Consider the following 16760-nt stretch of genomic DNA (forward strand, 5'->3'; position numbering starts at 1 on the left):
GGCGGAATGATAGATTTTATGCATCCCTCGGCAATCCTTTTTCTACCGCACGAATCAAACGTTTTTTCTGCGTGCTTTGCACTTCAACTCCCAACGCTTCACGCCGCGCAAGCTGCTGTTCCAACGCCCAGACGATATGTTCATCCAGCATCAGGTTTTCACCTTGGCGGGCACGCAGTGCGATAACGATCTGATCCTGATAAGGGGCGTTGCCAAGGGCGACGGCGATATTGCGCAGCCAGCGCAAGTGGCCAATGCGCCGGATAGCGGAACCTTCGGTGATACGCAGAAACTTCTCTTCGCTCCAGCCGAACAGATCGAGCAGTTGCGGCGCGTGTAGCACCGCGCGCGGGCTGAAATCGTCTTCATCGGTTAACTGTGAGAAACGATTCCATGGGCAGATAAGTTGGCAATCATCGCAACCGTAGATACGGTTACCCATCAGGGCGCGGAATTCCTCTGGAATAGCCCCTTCCAGTTCGATAGTCAGGTAGGAAATACAGCGCCGGGCATCGACGGTGTAAGGCGCAACAATAGCGCCGGTCGGGCAGGTGGTGATGCAGGCTACACAGCGGCCGCACTGTTCTTCTTGCGGTTGATCGACCGGTAGCGGCAAATCGATCAGCAATTCCCCCAGGAAGAACCAGGAACCGGCTTCACGATTAAGAATAAGTGAGTGTTTACCAACCCAGCCGATCCCGGCTTTAGACGCCAACGCACGCTCCATCACCGGTGCTGAATCAACAAAGGGCCGGAAATTCAGTTCACCGCAATAAGCCTGAATCTGTTCGCCGAGCTTTTTTAACCGTTGGCGCAGTAGCTTGTGATAATCACGGCCCAGCGCGTAACGGCTGACATAACCGAGCTGCGTATTTTGCAGCGTGCTGGCAAAGGCGGCCTTGGCGGGCAGATAGTTCATTCGTACGCTGATAACGCGTAACGTACCGGGCAATAGCTCATGCGGCCGCGCGCGCAGCATGCCGTGGCGCGCCATCCAAGCCATTTCACCGTGATACTGTTTGTCCAGCCACGCCTGCAACTTCGGTTCTTCCGCACTCAGATCGGTATCACAGATGCCAACCTGCTGGAATCCTAGCGATTGCCCCCATTGCTTGATATGTTGGGCGAGTTGATTGAGATCGAGAGGGTGTGTCATGACGAGCCATAGTGAGAAACCATACGCTGACAGTTTACCACACTCAGTCTGGTCTGCGGATTGGATCCGCCAGGCGGAACCCGCTGCTGCGGCTGCGCTCGGCATTTCTCTCTACCAGTTGATGCTGCGTGCCGGTTCTGCCGCCTATGCGCTGGCGCGTGACCACTATCCCACCAGTAGCCACTGGCTGGTGCTGTGTGGCCATGGCAACAACGGCGGCGATGGTTATGTGGTCGCCCGTCTGGCGGTGGCTGATGGCGTTAAAGTGACACTCATTGCCTGTGAAGGCTCCCGCCCATTACCCCCAGAGGCAGCGAACGCACGGCAAGCCTGGCTGGAAAGCGGCGGTGAAATCCTGCCTGCCAACAGCCGTTGGCCGGAAGAGATCGATCTGATTATCGATGGCCTGCTCGGTACTGGGCTAGGTGCTGCGCCGCGCGCTCCGTATGATGCGCTGATTGAGGCCGCTAACCGTGCCAGTGCGCCGGTTATCGCCCTGGATATCCCTTCTGGCCTGCTGGCCGAAAGCGGTGCCACACCGGGGGCTGTCATCCGCGCTGCCCATACTTTGGCTTTTATCGCCCTTAAACCGGGTTTGCTGACCGGGCAAGCGCGTGACTGGGTTGGGCAACTTCACCACAGTACGCTAGGGTTGAGCGACTGGTTGGCAAAGCAGCCGCCACAAATTCAGCGAATTACCGCCAGCGATCTCGGGCAGTGGCTGAAACCACGCCGGCCCTGTTCCCACAAAGGCGATCATGGCCGCTTGTTGCTGATTGGTGGCGATCACGGCTTTGGTGGTGCCATCCGTATGGCGGCAGAAGCGGCGCTGCGCAGCGGTGCCGGTTTGGTGCGAGTGCTTACTCACATTGAGCATGTCGGGCCGCTGTTGACCGCGTGCCCAGAACTGATGGTGCAGCGCCTGACGGATGACAATTTGCAACAGGCGCTCGAATGGGCCGATGTGGTGGTGATCGGCCCAGGGCTAGGCCAGAGTGACTGGGGCAAGAATGCGTTGAAACTGCTGCAAACCAGTGATAAACCGGCACTCTGGGATGCGGATGCGCTTAACTTACTGGCATTACATCCTGAGAAGCGTCAGAATCGTGTGATTACCCCCCATCCTGGCGAAGCGGCACGCTTATTGAATTGCCATACGGCCGATATTGAGAGTGACCGCTTACTTGCGGTGCGCAAGCTGGTGGCGCAATACGGTGGGGTGGCGGTGTTGAAAGGAGCCGGTACGCTGATTGCCGATCGGCAGGGCGAAATGGCGATCGCCGACGTCGGTAACGCCGGTATGGCGTCTGGCGGCATGGGAGATGTGCTGTCGGGCATTATCGGTGGTTTGCTGGCACAAAAACTCCCGCTGTATGATGCTGCCTGCGCGGGTTGTGTGGTGCATGGCGCCGCCGCTGATGGTGTGGCAGAAAAGCAAGGAACAAGAGGATTGTTGGCGACCGATCTGCTGCCGATAATCCCCCATTACGTTAATCCTGAGTTGGCAAAATAGATATTATCGAATGAAAGAACTCGTTTTACCTCTGCCGGATGAGGCAGCGACTGTCGCACTGGGTGCCGCTTTGGCTAAGGCCTGCGATCGTGCCAGCGTGATTTATCTTTATGGTGATTTGGGTGCCGGTAAAACCACCTTCAGCCGGGGTTTTCTACAGGCGCTGGGCCATCAGGGCAACGTGAAAAGCCCGACTTATACGCTGGTTGAGTCTTATGCGTTGCAGCCGCTGGCGGTATATCACTTTGATCTGTATCGGTTAGCCGATCCGGAAGAACTCGAATTTATGGGCATCCGCGACTATTTTGCGCAGGATGCCATTTGCCTGGTGGAATGGCCGCAGCAGGGGACCGGTGTGTTGCCCGATCCCGATCTGGAACTGCATCTCAGTTATCATGATGAAGGCCGACAGGCACAGATTCAGGCGGTTTCCGCCTATGGCGCCGAACTTTTAGACCGTATTGACGGGCAACAGGGATGACGCTTTCATGATGTATGTGTTGAAAAGACTTACCGTTATCGCTCTGCTCGCGCTGCTGGGGCCGTTTAGCGCACAGGCAGCCTCGTCGTTATCCGATATCAACGTCACTAACGCCCAGCGTGAAGCTACGGTATCGGTGAGCTTCACCGGCCCGCCGGACTATGCGTTTTCCACGGTGCGTGGGCCGGATCGCGTCGTTCTGGACGTGAAGCAAAGTGGCAAAGTGGGCGGCCTGCCGCTGAACTTCAGCGGTCATAATCTGGTGAAGAGCATTCGTTCCAGTACGCCGAAAGATGCCCAGAGCGTGCGGTTGGTGTTTGATTTGACCCAACGAGCGAAAACCCGTGCGGTGACGCGCCAGAACGGCAGCACCTATATCGTGGTATTCACCATTACCGCCGAAGATAGCCCGAACGTCAGTAGCGTGCGTAAAGCACCGGTAGCCAGCGAGCCAGTGCGTAAAACGCCGGTGGCACCGATCGGTTCCAGTCCGTTTAACAATCAATCAGCAGCAGTATCCGGTACCGCGACGGAACTTACGCCACGCAGCAACAGGGTTTCTACCGGTTCCGGCGACCGCGTGGTGGTGGCGATTGATGCCGGGCACGGTGGGCAGGATCCCGGTGCCATCGGGCCAAACGGCCTCAAAGAGAAGAACGTGACCATTGCGATTGCGCATCGTCTGCGAGCGTTGCTGGATGCCGACCCGATGTTCAAACCGGTGCTGACGCGTAGCGGCGATTACTTTATTTCGGTGATGGGGCGTTCCGATGTGGCGCGTAAACAGGGCGCTAACGTGCTGGTTTCGATTCATGCGGATGCTGCGCCTAACCGCAGTGCTAATGGCGCTTCGGTGTGGGTGCTGTCTAACCGCCGCGCTAACAGCGAGATGGCTGGTTGGCTGGAACAACACGAGAAACAGTCCGAATTGCTGGGCGGCGCGGGCGATCTGCTGGCCAACAGCCAGGCCGATCCTTATCTGAGCCAGGCGGTGCTGGATCTGCAGTTTGGTCATTCGCAACGCGTTGGCTACGACGTGGCGGTGAAAGTATTGCAGCAGTTACAGCGCGTCGGTTCACTGCACAAACGCCGTCCGGAACACGCCAGCCTGGGAGTGCTGCGTTCACCGGATATTCCATCGCTGCTGGTGGAAACCGGGTTTATCAGTAATAGCACGGAGGAGCGACTGCTGGGCAGTAGCGCATATCAGGATAAGATTGCACGGGCGATCCACAATGGTCTGCGCAGTTATTTCCTGGCGCATCCGCTACAAGCTGACCCAAAGGTCGAAAACCGCCCTCTGCAGGTCGCAGCGGCGGTTAACTCCACGGTAAAAAATTTGAGGCAGCCCGAGCCGGTTATCAGTAGCCAACGCAGCGCCATTAGCGGTAAAACGCAGGTCCACGTGGTGAAGCCGGCGGAAACGCTTTCTGGCATTGCCGACAGTTACGGTACCAGCATGGCAGCACTGCGCACGCTCAACAACCTGAAGAAAGACGGGGTCTGGGTGGGGCAGCGTCTGAAGGTGCCTGCGGGGGCCAGTGTCGCGGTTCCGGCCAAAGCTAAAGCGAACAAACCGACCAGGCACAAAGTGACGCGCGGTGATACTTTGTCATCCATTGCGGCGCGTTATGGTGTCAGCGTCAGCGAACTGAAAAGTGTGAATAAATTAAAGTCGGACGTCGCGCCGCTCGATCGGAACCTGATCATTCCGTAGGCTTGATGTCATAAAACAGAGGGATTCGCATGCCTATCCAGGTGTTACCGCCACAGCTTGCCAACCAGATTGCCGCCGGAGAAGTGGTCGAGCGGCCTGCGTCGGTAGTGAAGGAACTGGTAGAAAACAGCCTGGATGCGGGCGCGACGCGGATTGATATTGATATCGAGCGCGGTGGTGCCAAGCTGATCCGCATTCGCGATAACGGCTGTGGGATTGGCAAAGCCGATCTCGCCCTGGCGCTGGCCCGTCATGCCACCAGTAAAATCAGTACTCTTGACGATCTGGAAGCGATTGTCAGCCTGGGCTTTCGCGGCGAAGCGCTGGCCAGTATCAGTTCGGTTTCACGTCTGACGCTCACCTCCCGTACTGAAGAACAGAATGAGGCCTGGCAGGCCTATGCTGAAGGGCGTGAACAGGCCGTGACGGTCAAACCCGCCGCCCATCCGGTAGGCAGCACGGTGGAAGTGCTCGATCTGTTTTACAATACCCCGGCGCGGCGCAAGTTCATGCGCACGGAAAAAACCGAATTCGGCCATATTGATGAAGTGGTGCGGCGCATTGCGCTGGCGCGTTTCGATGTGGCAATCAATCTGAACCACAACGGCAAGCTGATGCGTCAGTATCGCGCGGCCAAAGAGGAAAGCCAGCATGAGCGCCGCTTGGCCAGCATCTGCGGCCCGGCTTTCTTGCAACATGCGCTGACGATCTCCTGGCAGCATGGCGATCTCACCATTCGTGGTTGGGTGGCGGATCCAGAAGGCGCACGCCAATTGGGCGAAATGCAATACTGCTACGTCAATAGCCGGATGATGCGCGATCGCCTGATCAATCACGCCATCCGCCAGGCGTATCAGGATCAGTTGAAAGACGATCAGCAACCGGCTTATGTACTCTATCTGGAAGTGGATCCGCATCAGGTGGATGTGAATGTCCATCCCGCCAAGCATGAGGTGCGTTTCCATCAGGCTCGGCTGGTGCATGATTTTATCTACCAGGCGGTCACCACCGTATTACAGCAGGCCGGTAACGTGCCATTGCCGCTGGCAGAACCGCAAAGCGCGCAGGAAACCCCTGCTTGGCAACCGGAAAACCGCGTTGCGGCCGGTGGTAACCATTTTTCACAACCCGCTCCGCAGCGTGAGACGCAGCCTGTCACCCCTTCCGTTGCCCGTGAGCGTGCGCCTCAGCAGCCTTATCAAACAGGATCGGGTTATCAGAAACGGGAAGGTGAGTTGTACGGCAAGCTGTTGCAGGCGGTACCGGTAACGGAAGCAACGCCGGACGTGGTCAAGCAGCCGTTGTTCCCGCCCGCTAAAGCCGAACAGGAAGCACCATTGGCTGGCAGCCAGTATGGTTTTGGCCGCGTGTTGATGATTTATCCCCCAAGTTATGCGCTGGTTGAACAACGCCAGCAACTGGCGTTACTCAATCTGACCATTGCGGAACGTTGGCTGCGTCAAGCGCAGCTTTGCCCGCCGGAAGAGGGGTTACGGCCGCAGCCACTGTTAATCCCAATCAAACTGGCGCTGAATAAAAATGAAGCAGCGGCCTGTGTGCAGCACCAGGCTTTGCTGGTGAAAATGGGGCTGGAACTGCAATCTGATCACGGGCGTGTGACCTTGCGCGCAGTTCCTTTACCGTTACGGCAACAAAATTTACAAAAACTGATTCCTGAGCTGTTAGGCTATCTGGCCGAACATCAAGAGATGTCGCCAACCGTGCTGGCCACCTGGATTGCCCGCCATTTAGGCAGTGAGCATGAACAGTGGAACAGCTCGCAAGCGATACAATTGCTGACCGACGTTGAACGACTTTGCCCGCAGCTGGTCAAATCCCCACCTGCCGGTCTTTTACAACCTGTTGATTTACAGGTTGCACTGACAGCCCTTAAGCATGACTGAAACTGAAATGACACATCGCCCTCCGGCCATTTTTATCATGGGGCCGACGGCCTCGGGCAAGACCGCATTGGCCATGGCGCTGCGCGAGCGCTTGCCGGTGGAACTGATCAGCGTGGACTCTGCGCTGATTTATCGTGGTATGGATATCGGCACCGCCAAGCCGACGGCGGAAGAACTGGCGCAGGCACCGCATCGGTTGATCGATATCCGTGATCCTGCCGAAGTCTACTCTGCCGCGGATTTCCGTGCTGATGCGCTGAAAGAGATGCACGAGATCACCGCTGCCGGGCGTATCCCGCTGCTGGTGGGGGGCACCATGCTCTATTTCAAGGCGCTGTTGGAAGGATTATCGCCGCTGCCGTCTGCCGATCCGGCGGTGCGTGAGCGTATTGAGCAGCAAGCGGCAGAACAGGGTTGGGAGGCATTGCACCGTCAGTTACAGCAGATTGATCCGGTTGCCGCTTTGCGAATTCATCCCAATGATCCGCAGAGACTTTCCAGAGCACTGGAAGTTTTTTATATTTCGGGTAAAACTTTAACGGAACTGACAAAAATTTCGGGTGAATCGTTGCCTTATCATGTTCACCAATTTGCGATAGCGCCAGTCAGCCGTGAGTTGCTACATCAATGCATTGCGCTGCGTTTCGAGCAAATGTTGGCGGCAGGTTTTGAGACGGAAGCGCGTGCACTTTTTGCACGGGGTGATTTGCATACGGATTTGCCTTCCATTCGCTGTGTCGGTTATCGCCAGATGTGGTCATATTTGTCCGGTGAAATTAGTTACGATGAGATGGTTTATCGAGGTGTTTGCGCAACGCGTCAGTTGGCCAAGCGCCAAATGACCTGGTTACGGGGTTGGGAGTCGGTTCATTGGTTAGACAGTGAAAAGCCGGGAGAGGCTTTGGACTCGGTAATTCAGGTTGTTAGTGCATAGGTTGAGTGATTGTGTACAATTGATGAGTTTTCAGCGCGCAAATTTTTTACGTCGTTTATTTTAGAGCCGATAGGTTCTTAGTTACAAACAACAAGCAAATAAGGAAAAGATAGAATGGCTAAGGGGCAATCTTTGCAAGATCCGTTCCTGAACGCATTGCGTCGTGAACGTGTTCCGGTTTCTATTTATTTGGTGAATGGTATTAAGCTGCAAGGCCAGATTGAGTCTTTTGACCAGTTTGTCATCCTGTTGAAGAACACGGTGAGCCAGATGGTTTATAAGCACGCTATCTCTACCGTTGTCCCGTCACGCCCGGTATCGCACCATAGCAACACTCCGAGCAGCGGCACCAGTAATTATCACCATGGTAACAACCCGTCTGCGCCGCAACCGCCGCAGCAGGAAAGCGATGACGCTGAATAAGGCGCGTTGCGAGTCAACCATGACGGGGTGCATAGGCAGCAAAGTGCTGTTTATGTCCCCCAAACTCGCGGTTTTCATCCGTTTGAGAGGTTGCACGCTTGTTTGACCGTTATGAAGCCGGTGAGCAGGCCGTACTGGTTCATATCTATTTCTCGCAAGACAAAGATACAGAAGATCTCAGTGAATTCGAATCGCTGGTCTCTTCTGCGGGCGTTGAGGCTTTGCAAGTGGTGACTGGTAGCCGCAAAGCACCTCATCCCAAATACTTTGTCGGTGAAGGAAAGGCCGAAGAAATTGCAGATGCGGTGAAAACCAGTGGCGCGTCTGTTGTCCTGTTTGATCATTCCCTTTCCCCGGCGCAGGAGAGAAATCTCGAACGCCTGTGTGAATGTCGCGTGATCGATCGCACCGGGTTGATTTTAGATATCTTTGCCCAGCGTGCCCGTACCCATGAAGGTAAGCTGCAGGTTGAGCTGGCGCAGTTGCGTCATATCGCCACTCGTCTGGTTCGTGGTTGGACGCACCTTGAACGCCAGAAAGGCGGGATTGGCCTGCGCGGCCCGGGGGAAACCCAGCTAGAAACCGACCGTCGTTTGCTGCGCGATCGCATCAGCCTGATTCTCAAGCGCCTTGAGCGGGTTGCGAAGCAGCGCGATCAGGGGCGGCGAGCGCGTACCCGTGCCGATGTGCCAACCGTATCGCTGGTGGGCTACACCAACGCCGGTAAATCTACCCTGTTTAACCGAATAACATCTGCCGACGTTTATGTGGCAGATCAGCTATTTGCCACCTTGGATCCTACCCTGCGACGTATTGACGTAGCGGACGTGGGCGATACCGTGTTGGCGGATACCGTAGGCTTTATCCGGCACTTGCCGCACGATCTTGTTGCCGCTTTTAAAGCGACTTTGCAGGAGACGCGCCAGGCTTCTCTGTTGTTACATGTGATCGACGCTGCGGATACCCGGGTGGACGAAAACATTGAAGCGGTGAATACCGTACTGGCAGAGATTGAGTCGGATGAGATCCCTACACTGTTAGTGATGAACAAAATAGATATGCTGGATGATTTCGTCCCACGTATCGATCGCAACGATGAAAACTTACCGATCCGCGTGTGGCTGTCTGCCGCCAGCGGTGAAGGTATCCCGTTGCTATTTCAGGCGTTGACGGAGCGCCTCTCGGGGGAAATCGCGCATTACGAACTGCGTTTACCTCCAGAGGCAGGCCGTCTTCGTAGCCGTTTCTATCAGCTTCAGGCAATCGAGAAAGAGTGGAACGAAGAGGACGGCAGTATCGGCATGGTGGTACGTATGCCGATCGTGGAGTGGCGTCGCCTCTGTAAGCAGGAACAGGACCTGATTAACTTTATCGTATGATCATATGCTGTTACATTTGAGTGCTCACTCAATAACAGAGTGAGTTAAGTGTTAGCCTGAAGTACCCAATCACAGAATAATGGAGCTAAAACATGGCGTGGAATCAGCCCGGTAATAACGGACAGGACCGCGACCCGTGGGGGAGCAGCAATAATAATGGCGGCAACTCTGGCGGTAACAACAAAGGCGGTCGCGATCAAGGGCCACCCGATTTGGATGACATCTTCCGCAAACTGAGCAAGAAATTGAGCAGTTTGGGTGGGGGCAAAGGCTCCAACAGCAATAACAGCGGTGGCACCGGTTCAACTGGGCCGAACTTCAGTGGCCGTATTATCGGTATTGCTGCGGTTGCGGTGGTGGTGATCTGGGCCGCAAGCGGTTTCTATACCATCAAAGAAGCTGAGCGCGGCGTGGTGACACGTTTCGGTAAACTCAGCCATCTGGTGCAGCCGGGCCTGAACTGGAAACCGACCTTCATTGATGAAGTGCGTCCGGTTAACGTGGAATCGGTGCGTGAACTGGCGGCATCCGGTGTGATGTTGACCTCCGATGAGAACGTGGTGCGCGTAGAGATGAACGTGCAGTACCGCGTGACCGATCCGGCAGCCTATCTGTTCAGCGTAACCGATGCCAACGACAGCCTGAGACAGGCGACCGACAGCGCGCTGCGCGGCGTTATCGGTAAATACACCATGGACAAAATCCTGACCGAAGGCCGTACCATCGTGCGTAGCGATACTCAGCGTGTACTGGAAGAAACCATTCGTCCGTACAAAATGGGTATCACACTGCTGGACGTCAACTTCCAGGCTGCACGTCCGCCGGAAGAGGTGAAAGCCGCGTTTGATGATGCGATTGCCGCACGTGAGAACGAGCAGCAGTACATTCGTGAAGCAGAAGCTTACGCCAACGAAGTTCAGCCGCGTGCCAACGGTCAGGCACAGCGTCTGTTAGAAGACGCCAGAGCTTATGAAGCCCGTACGGTTCTTGAAGCTCAGGGTGAAGTGGCGCGCTTTGCCAAACTGTTGCCGGAATACAAATCTGCCCCGGAACTGACCCGTGAGCGTCTGTATATCGAAACCATGGAGAAAGTCCTGAGCCATACCCGCAAGGTGCTGGTGAATGACAAAGGCAATAACAATCTGATGGTGTTACCACTGGATCAGATGTTGCGTGGCCAAACCGGTAAGGCGGCGACCGAAGGCAGTAAAGATACCAGCCTGATTCGTCTCAACCCTGCTCCTTCTACCAGCACGACGGCAGATGCGGGCTCCAGTAGCACCAGCGGTAGTTCGATGATGGACCAGCGCCGGGCAAATACGCAGCGTAGCGACAACACTCGCGTAGGGAGAGAATAATCAATGCGTAAGTCTTTCATAGTTATCGTCGCTGTGGTGTTGGTAGCACTCTATACCTCACTGTTTGTAGTACAGGAAGGCGAGCGCGGCATCGTGCTGCGTTTCGGCAAAGTACTGCGCGACAACGAAAACAAACCGCGGGTTTATGCGCCGGGTCTGCATTTTAAGATTCCGTTCGTTGAAACCGTGAAAAGGCTGGATGCGCGTATCCAGACCATGGATAACCAGGCCGATCGCTTCGTCACCAGCGAGAAGAAAGACCTGATCGTCGACTCTTACCTGAAATGGCGTATCAGTGATTTCAGCCGCTACTACCTGGCAACCGGTGGTGGTGATGTTTCTCAGGCCGAAGTGCTGTTGAAACGTAAGTTCAGTGACCGTCTGCGTTCTGAGATTGGTCGTTTGGACGTGCGTGATATCGTTACCGATTCACGTGGCCGCCTGATGGCCGACGTGCGTGACGCGTTGAACACCGGTACCGTCGGTGAAGGTGAAGAAGCCGTGACCACGGAAGCCGATGACGCGATCGCCTCTGCCGCAGCCCGTGTTGAGCGGGAAACCACCGGCAAACAGCCAGCGGTTAACCCGAACAGCATGGCAGCTCTGGGGATCGAAGTGGTTGATGTGCGAATCAAGCAGATCAACCTGCCAGCCGAAGTGTCTGATGCGATCTTCCAGCGTATGCGTGCAGAACGTGAAGCGGTAGCCCGTCGTCACCGTTCACAAGGCCAGGAAGAAGCTGAGAAGCTGCGTGCTACCGCCGACTACGAAGTGACCCGTACGATCGCGGAAGCCGAGCGTCAGGCGCGTATCACTCGCGGTGCCGGCGATGCAGAAGCGGCCAGACTGTTTGCCAATGCCTTCAGTCAGGATCCTGATTTCTATGCGTTCATCCGTAGCCTGCGTGCTTATGAAACCAGCTTCGGCCCAGGTAACCAGGACGTGTTGGTGTTGAGCCCAGACAGCGATTTCTTCCGCTACATGAAATCGCCAGAAGCTACGCGTAACAGATAATGTCAGCATAATAGTGATATCAGGGGCCCGTTAACCACGGGCCCTTCTTTATTGGGGGAGATATGAACTCAACGATCTGGCTGGCGCTTGGGCTGGTTTTGGTATTGGAAGGGTTGGGGCCGATGCTTTTTCCACAGGCCTGGCGCAAGATGATCCTGGCAATGACGCAGTTACCTGATTCCACATTGCGGCGTTTTGGCGGTGGAATAGTGGTTGCAGGCTGTGTGATCTACTACATGTTGCGTAGTCGCATGGGGGTTTAAAGTTTAGCCGAAAAAGTATGCAATCGTATGCTAAAAGTGCTGAAACTCAGGAATTACGATGGTAGAATCCATTTTTAAGCAATCGGTGATTTTGAAAATGGGTAAGAACGTCGTCGTACTGGGCACCCAATGGGGTGACGAAGGTAAGGGCAAGGTCGTAGACCTGCTGACTGAACGGGCTCAATATGTTGTGCGCTACCAAGGTGGCCATAACGCTGGCCACACTCTGGTTATCAACGGTGAAAAAACCGTTCTTCATTTAATTCCCTCAGGTATCTTGCGTGAAAACGTCACCAGCATCATCGGCAACGGTGTAGTTCTGGCACCAGATGCGTTGATGAAGGAAATGGGTGAACTCGAAGCGCGCGGCATCCCGGTACGCGAACGTCTGTTACTGTCTGAAGCCTGCCCGCTGATCCTGCCTTATCACGTCGCGTTGGATAACGCGCGTGAAAAAGCGCGTGGCGCGAAAGCGATCGGCACTACCGGTCGTGGCATCGGCCCGGCTTATGAAGATAAAGTCGCTCGTCGCGGCCTGCGCGTGGGTGACCTGTTCGACAAAGAAACTTTCGCTGTGAAGCTGAAAGAGATCATCGATTATCACAACTTCCAGTTGGTTCACTACTACAAAGTGGATGCCGTTGATTACCAGAAAACGCTGGACGATGTGCTGGCGGTTGCCGACATTCTGACCGCGATGGTGGTTGATGTTTCCGAACTGCTGGACGGTGCGCGCAAGCGTGGCGACCTGATCATGTTCGAAGGCGCGCAGGGCACCTTGCTGGATATCGATCACGGTACCTATCCGTATGTCACCTCTTCCAACACCACCGCTGGCGGCGTAGCGACCGGTTCTGGCATTGGCCCGCGTTATGTGGACTATGTGCTGGGCATCGTGAAAGCTTACTCCACGCGCGTGGGCGCAGGCCCATTCCCAACCGAACTGTTCGATGACATCGGTGAGTTCCTGTGCAAGCAGGGCAACGAGTTTGGTGCTACCACGGGTCGTCGTCGTCGTACCGGCTGGTTGGATGCGGTAGCGGTGCGCCGTGCGGTGCAGATCAACTCCTTGTCCGGCTTCTGCCTGACCAAGTTGGACGTGCTGGATGGCCTGAAAGAAGTGAAGATCTGTGTGGGTTATCGTATGCCGGATGGCCGCGAAATGACCACCACGCCGTTGGCAGCAGAAGGCTGGGAAGGTATTGAGCCGATCTACGAAGTTATGCCCGGCTGGAGCGAAACCACCTTTGGTGTGAAAGAGCACAGCAAACTGCCGCAGGCAGCGCTGAACTACATCAAGCGTATCGAAGAACTGACCGGTGTACCGGTAGATATTATCTCGACCGGTCCGGACCGTAGCGAAACCATGATTCTGCGCGATCCATTCGACGCATAAATCTGTACAAGCAAACCGGGCCTAGTCCCGGTTTGTTTTTCTCATTTATTCTCCCCGATTGCGGTTTCACATCAAAAAATCCTTCCATTATGCTAGTTGAGAGGCTTCTCAGCGCTAAATAATTAGCGACGAACTCTCCGGCTGGTTTATTATCCAATAGAGTCATCCAAAATCAGTCAAGTAACCTGATACCCAGAGGTAGACGTGCAGTTAACAAGTTTTACTGATTATGGCCTGCGGGCATTGATCTATCTGGCGTCATTGCCAGCGGACAGAATGACCAGCATCTCGGAAGTGACGGAGGTGTACGGCGTTTCACGCAACCATATGGTAAAAATCATCAACCAACTGAGCCGCGAAGGCTTTGTCATGGCAGTGCGTGGCAAGAACGGCGGCATCCGGTTGGGCAAACCGGCTGAAACCATCCGTCTTGGCGATGTGGTGCGCGCCTTGGAGCCGATTTCGCTGGTTAACTGTAGCCGTGAGTTTTGCCATATCACCTCAGCCTGCCGCCTGAAGCAGGTGCTCCACCAGAGCGTACAAAATTTCCTTGAAGAGCTGGACAAGCATACTTTGGCCGATATGGTCGAGGACAATCCGCCGCTCTACAAGCTTTTGCTTGTTGAATAAAGCGTTGCTGAGAACACAAGGCTCAGCAACACCCTGCTGATGACAACGGAGGAACCTCAATGTCACAAGATCCATTCCTGGAACGAGAAGCAGAAAAATACGAATCCCCGATCCCTAGCCGTGAATTTATCCTGGCCCATTTGGCGAAACGTGAAACGCCGGCCAGCCGCGAAGAGTTGGGTAATGAACTGAATTTATCCGGTGAAGAACAATTGGAAGCGTTGCGTCGTCGCCTGCGTGCGATGGAACGTGACGGGCAGTTAGTGTTTACTCGCCGCCAGTGCTATGCGCTGCCGGAGCGCTTGGACCTGCTGCGCGGCACCGTGATTGGGCACCGCGACGGCTATGGCTTCCTGCGTATTGATGGCCGCAAAGACGATCTCTATCTTTCCGCCGAACAGATGAAAATGGCCATTCACGGTGACGTGGTGCTGGCACAACCTCTGGGTGAAGATCGTAAAGGCCGCCGCGAAGCGCGTATCGTGCGCGTACTGGTGCCAAAAACCAGCCAGATCGTCGGCCGCTACTTTACCGATGCCGGTACCGGTTTTGTGGTACCGGACGATAGCCGCCTGAGCTTTGATATTCTGATCCCGGCCGATTCCGTCAGCGGCGCGCGCATGGGCTATATGGTGGTGGTTGAACTGACCCAGCGCCCGACGCGCCGTACCAAAGCAGTCGGCAAGATTGTCGAAGTTCTGGGCGATAAAATGGGCACCAGCATGGCGGTGGATATCGCACTGCGTACCCATGAGATCCCGCATACCTGGCCACCACAGGTGGAAAAACAGGTGGCCGATCTCAGCGAGCAAGTGCCAGAGGCTGCCAAGAAAGGGCGTGTCGATCTGCGCCATCTGCCGCTAGTGACCATCGACGGTGAAGATGCCCGTGACTTCGATGATGCCGTGTTCTGTGAGAAAAAACGCGGTGGCGGCTGGCGCCTGTGGGTGGCCATTGCCGACGTCAGTTATTACGTGCGCCCGCGTACCGCATTGGATGACGAAGCCCGTGCCCGTGGCACCTCGGTCTATTTCCCGTCTGAAGTGGTCCCGATGCTGCCGGAAGTGCTGTCCAACGGCCTGTGCTCGCTTAACCCGCAGATCGATCGCCTGTGTATGGTGTGTGAGATGACCATCTCCGCTCAAGGGAAGCTGTCCTCGCACAAATTCTACGAAGCGGTGATGAGCTCCCATGCACGTTTAACCTACACCAAAGTCTGGCACATCTTGCAGGGCGATCAGGATCTGCGAGAGCAGTATCATCCGCTGGTCAAGCACCTGCAGGAACTGCATGCCCTGTATAAAGTGTTGGATCAGGCGCGTGCTGAACGCGGTGGTATCGCGTTCGAAACCGAAGAAGCCAAGTTTATCTTTAACGCCGAACGACGCATTGAGCGCGTAGAGCCTACGGTACGTAACGACGCACACAAGCTGATCGAAGAATGCATGATCATGGCGAACATCGCCGCCGCGCGGTTTGTGGAGAAGAATGGCGAACCTGCACTGTTCCGCGTGCACGATCGTCCAAGTGACGATCACATCACCGCGCTGCGCAGCGTATTGAGTGAGCTGGGTCTGACGCTGGGCGGTGGTTTGAAGCCGCAGCCGAAAGACTATGCCACCCTGATGGATGAAGTGGCGGATCGTCCAGACCGCGAAATGCTGCAAACCATGTTGCTGCGCTCGATGAAACAGGCGATCTACGATCCAGAAAACCGTGGCCACTTCGGCCTGGCGCTGGCGTCTTATGGCCACTTTACGTCGCCGATCCGCCGTTATCCGGATTTGTCCTTGCACCGTGCCATCAAGTATCTGCTGGCTAAAGAGCATGGCGAACAGAAAGAGCGCTGGACGCCGACCGGCGGCTGGCACAGCGACTTTGAAGAGATGCTGCAACTGGGTGCTCACTGTTCGATGACCGAGCGTCGTGCGGATGAAGCTACCCGCAACGTGGCGGACTGGCTGAAGTGTGACTTTATGCAGGATCACGTCGGTGAAGTGTTCAGCGGTATTATTGCCAGCGTCACCGGCTTCGGCTTCTTTGTTCGCTTGAACGATCTGTTTATCGATGGTTTGGTGCACGTATCCTCGCTGGATAACGATTACTATCGCTACGATAATATCGGCCAGCGCCTGATCGGTGAATCCTCAGGGATGGTTTATCGCCTGGGTGACACGGTAGAGATCCGCGTTGATGCGGTGCATATGGACGAGCGCAAGATCGACTTCGCGTTGGTTTCCAGCACCCGTAAACCGCGTGGTGAAGGCAAAACCGAGCGCGAGCGCGCCAAGAACGGTGGGCAGCGTACGTTGCGTGATGGTGCCGGTGCTGGCCGCACTCAGGCTAAGCCAAAGCGCCGTGGTGGCAAACCACCGGCCAACTTCGAGCCGGACAGCGCCTTCCGCAAAGAAGGGGCCAAACCTGCCGACAAGGTGAAGAAAGACCAAAAGGCGAAAGCCAAAAAACCGTCTGACAAAACCAAAAAGATAGCGGCAGCGACCAAAGCCAAGCGCGCCAGCAAGAGCAAAGGTGCTGCACAGGGTTAACCTGCGGCACGTCATTATCCACGGCCGGGTCTCCCCGGCCGCACAG

Annotated in this window: 14 protein-coding genes; 13 read left to right on the plus strand and 1 reads right to left on the minus strand. The window is 55.5% G+C overall.

Going from position 1 to position 16760, the window contains the following annotated elements; all coding sequences use genetic code 11:
* Window positions 1-16 precede the first annotated feature (16 nt).
* Entirely contained in the window at window positions 17-1156 is a 1140-nt protein-coding gene (queG, locus tag ACX1CU_RS01925) for a tRNA epoxyqueuosine(34) reductase QueG (protein WP_459400977.1), read from the minus strand.
* Here queG and nnr point away from each other — a divergent pair.
* From nnr to rnr, 13 genes are all read left to right on the plus strand, one after another.
* Window positions 1155-2669 carry a bifunctional ADP-dependent NAD(P)H-hydrate dehydratase/NAD(P)H-hydrate epimerase gene (gene nnr / locus ACX1CU_RS01930; protein ID WP_459400978.1) on the plus strand — a complete coding sequence of 505 codons (1515 nt, stop codon included), beginning with the start codon at window positions 1155-1157 and terminating at the stop codon, window positions 2667-2669. The genes queG and nnr overlap by 2 nt on opposite strands.
* Before the next feature lie 10 nt (window positions 2670-2679).
* Window positions 2680-3150, plus strand: a complete 471-nt coding sequence (gene tsaE, locus ACX1CU_RS01935; protein WP_459400979.1) for a tRNA (adenosine(37)-N6)-threonylcarbamoyltransferase complex ATPase subunit type 1 TsaE — start codon at window positions 2680-2682, stop codon at window positions 3148-3150.
* A 7-nt stretch (window positions 3151-3157) separates the two neighbouring features.
* Window positions 3158-4867 carry an N-acetylmuramoyl-L-alanine amidase AmiB gene (gene amiB, locus ACX1CU_RS01940; RefSeq protein WP_459400980.1) on the plus strand — a complete coding sequence of 570 codons (1710 nt, stop codon included), beginning with the start codon at window positions 3158-3160 and terminating at the stop codon, window positions 4865-4867.
* Between the two features lie 29 nt (window positions 4868-4896).
* On the plus strand, window positions 4897-6771 hold the full coding sequence (gene mutL / locus ACX1CU_RS01945; protein WP_459400981.1) for a DNA mismatch repair endonuclease MutL: 1875 nt from the start codon (window positions 4897-4899) through the stop codon (window positions 6769-6771).
* Window positions 6764-7705, plus strand: coding sequence for a tRNA (adenosine(37)-N6)-dimethylallyltransferase MiaA (gene miaA / locus ACX1CU_RS01950; protein WP_459400982.1), 942 nt, complete (start codon window positions 6764-6766; stop codon window positions 7703-7705). Before mutL ends, miaA begins: the two co-directional genes overlap by 8 nt.
* A 114-nt stretch (window positions 7706-7819) precedes the next feature.
* Complete coding sequence (gene hfq, locus ACX1CU_RS01955; RefSeq protein WP_459400983.1) at window positions 7820-8128, plus strand: RNA chaperone Hfq; 309 nt, start codon at window positions 7820-7822, stop codon at window positions 8126-8128.
* A 98-nt stretch (window positions 8129-8226) separates the two neighbouring features.
* Window positions 8227-9507 carry a ribosome rescue GTPase HflX gene (gene hflX / locus ACX1CU_RS01960; protein WP_459400984.1) on the plus strand — a complete coding sequence of 427 codons (1281 nt, stop codon included), beginning with the start codon at window positions 8227-8229 and terminating at the stop codon, window positions 9505-9507.
* A gap of 92 nt (window positions 9508-9599) precedes the next feature.
* Window positions 9600-10865, plus strand: coding sequence for an FtsH protease activity modulator HflK (gene hflK, locus ACX1CU_RS01965; protein WP_459400985.1), 1266 nt, complete (start codon window positions 9600-9602; stop codon window positions 10863-10865).
* Window positions 10866-10868: 3 nt separating this feature from the next.
* Entirely contained in the window at window positions 10869-11879 is a 1011-nt protein-coding gene (gene hflC, locus ACX1CU_RS01970) for a protease modulator HflC (protein WP_459400986.1), read from the plus strand.
* A 62-nt stretch (window positions 11880-11941) separates the two neighbouring features.
* Entirely contained in the window at window positions 11942-12142 is a 201-nt protein-coding gene (locus tag ACX1CU_RS01975) for a DUF2065 domain-containing protein (RefSeq protein ID WP_459400987.1), read from the plus strand.
* 97 nt (window positions 12143-12239) lie between these two features.
* Window positions 12240-13538, plus strand: a complete 1299-nt coding sequence (locus ACX1CU_RS01980; RefSeq protein WP_459402699.1) for an adenylosuccinate synthase — start codon at window positions 12240-12242, stop codon at window positions 13536-13538.
* Window positions 13539-13742: 204 nt separating this feature from the next.
* Entirely contained in the window at window positions 13743-14168 is a 426-nt protein-coding gene (nsrR, locus tag ACX1CU_RS01985) for a nitric oxide-sensing transcriptional repressor NsrR (RefSeq protein ID WP_459400988.1), read from the plus strand.
* Between the two features lie 59 nt (window positions 14169-14227).
* The gene (gene rnr, locus ACX1CU_RS01990) at window positions 14228-16714 is read left to right on the plus strand and encodes a ribonuclease R (protein WP_459400989.1); all 2487 of its coding nucleotides are present in this window, start codon (window positions 14228-14230) and stop codon (window positions 16712-16714) included.
* Window positions 16715-16760 lie beyond the last annotated feature (46 nt).

Source organism: Serratia sp. D1N4 (assembly GCF_054552755.1).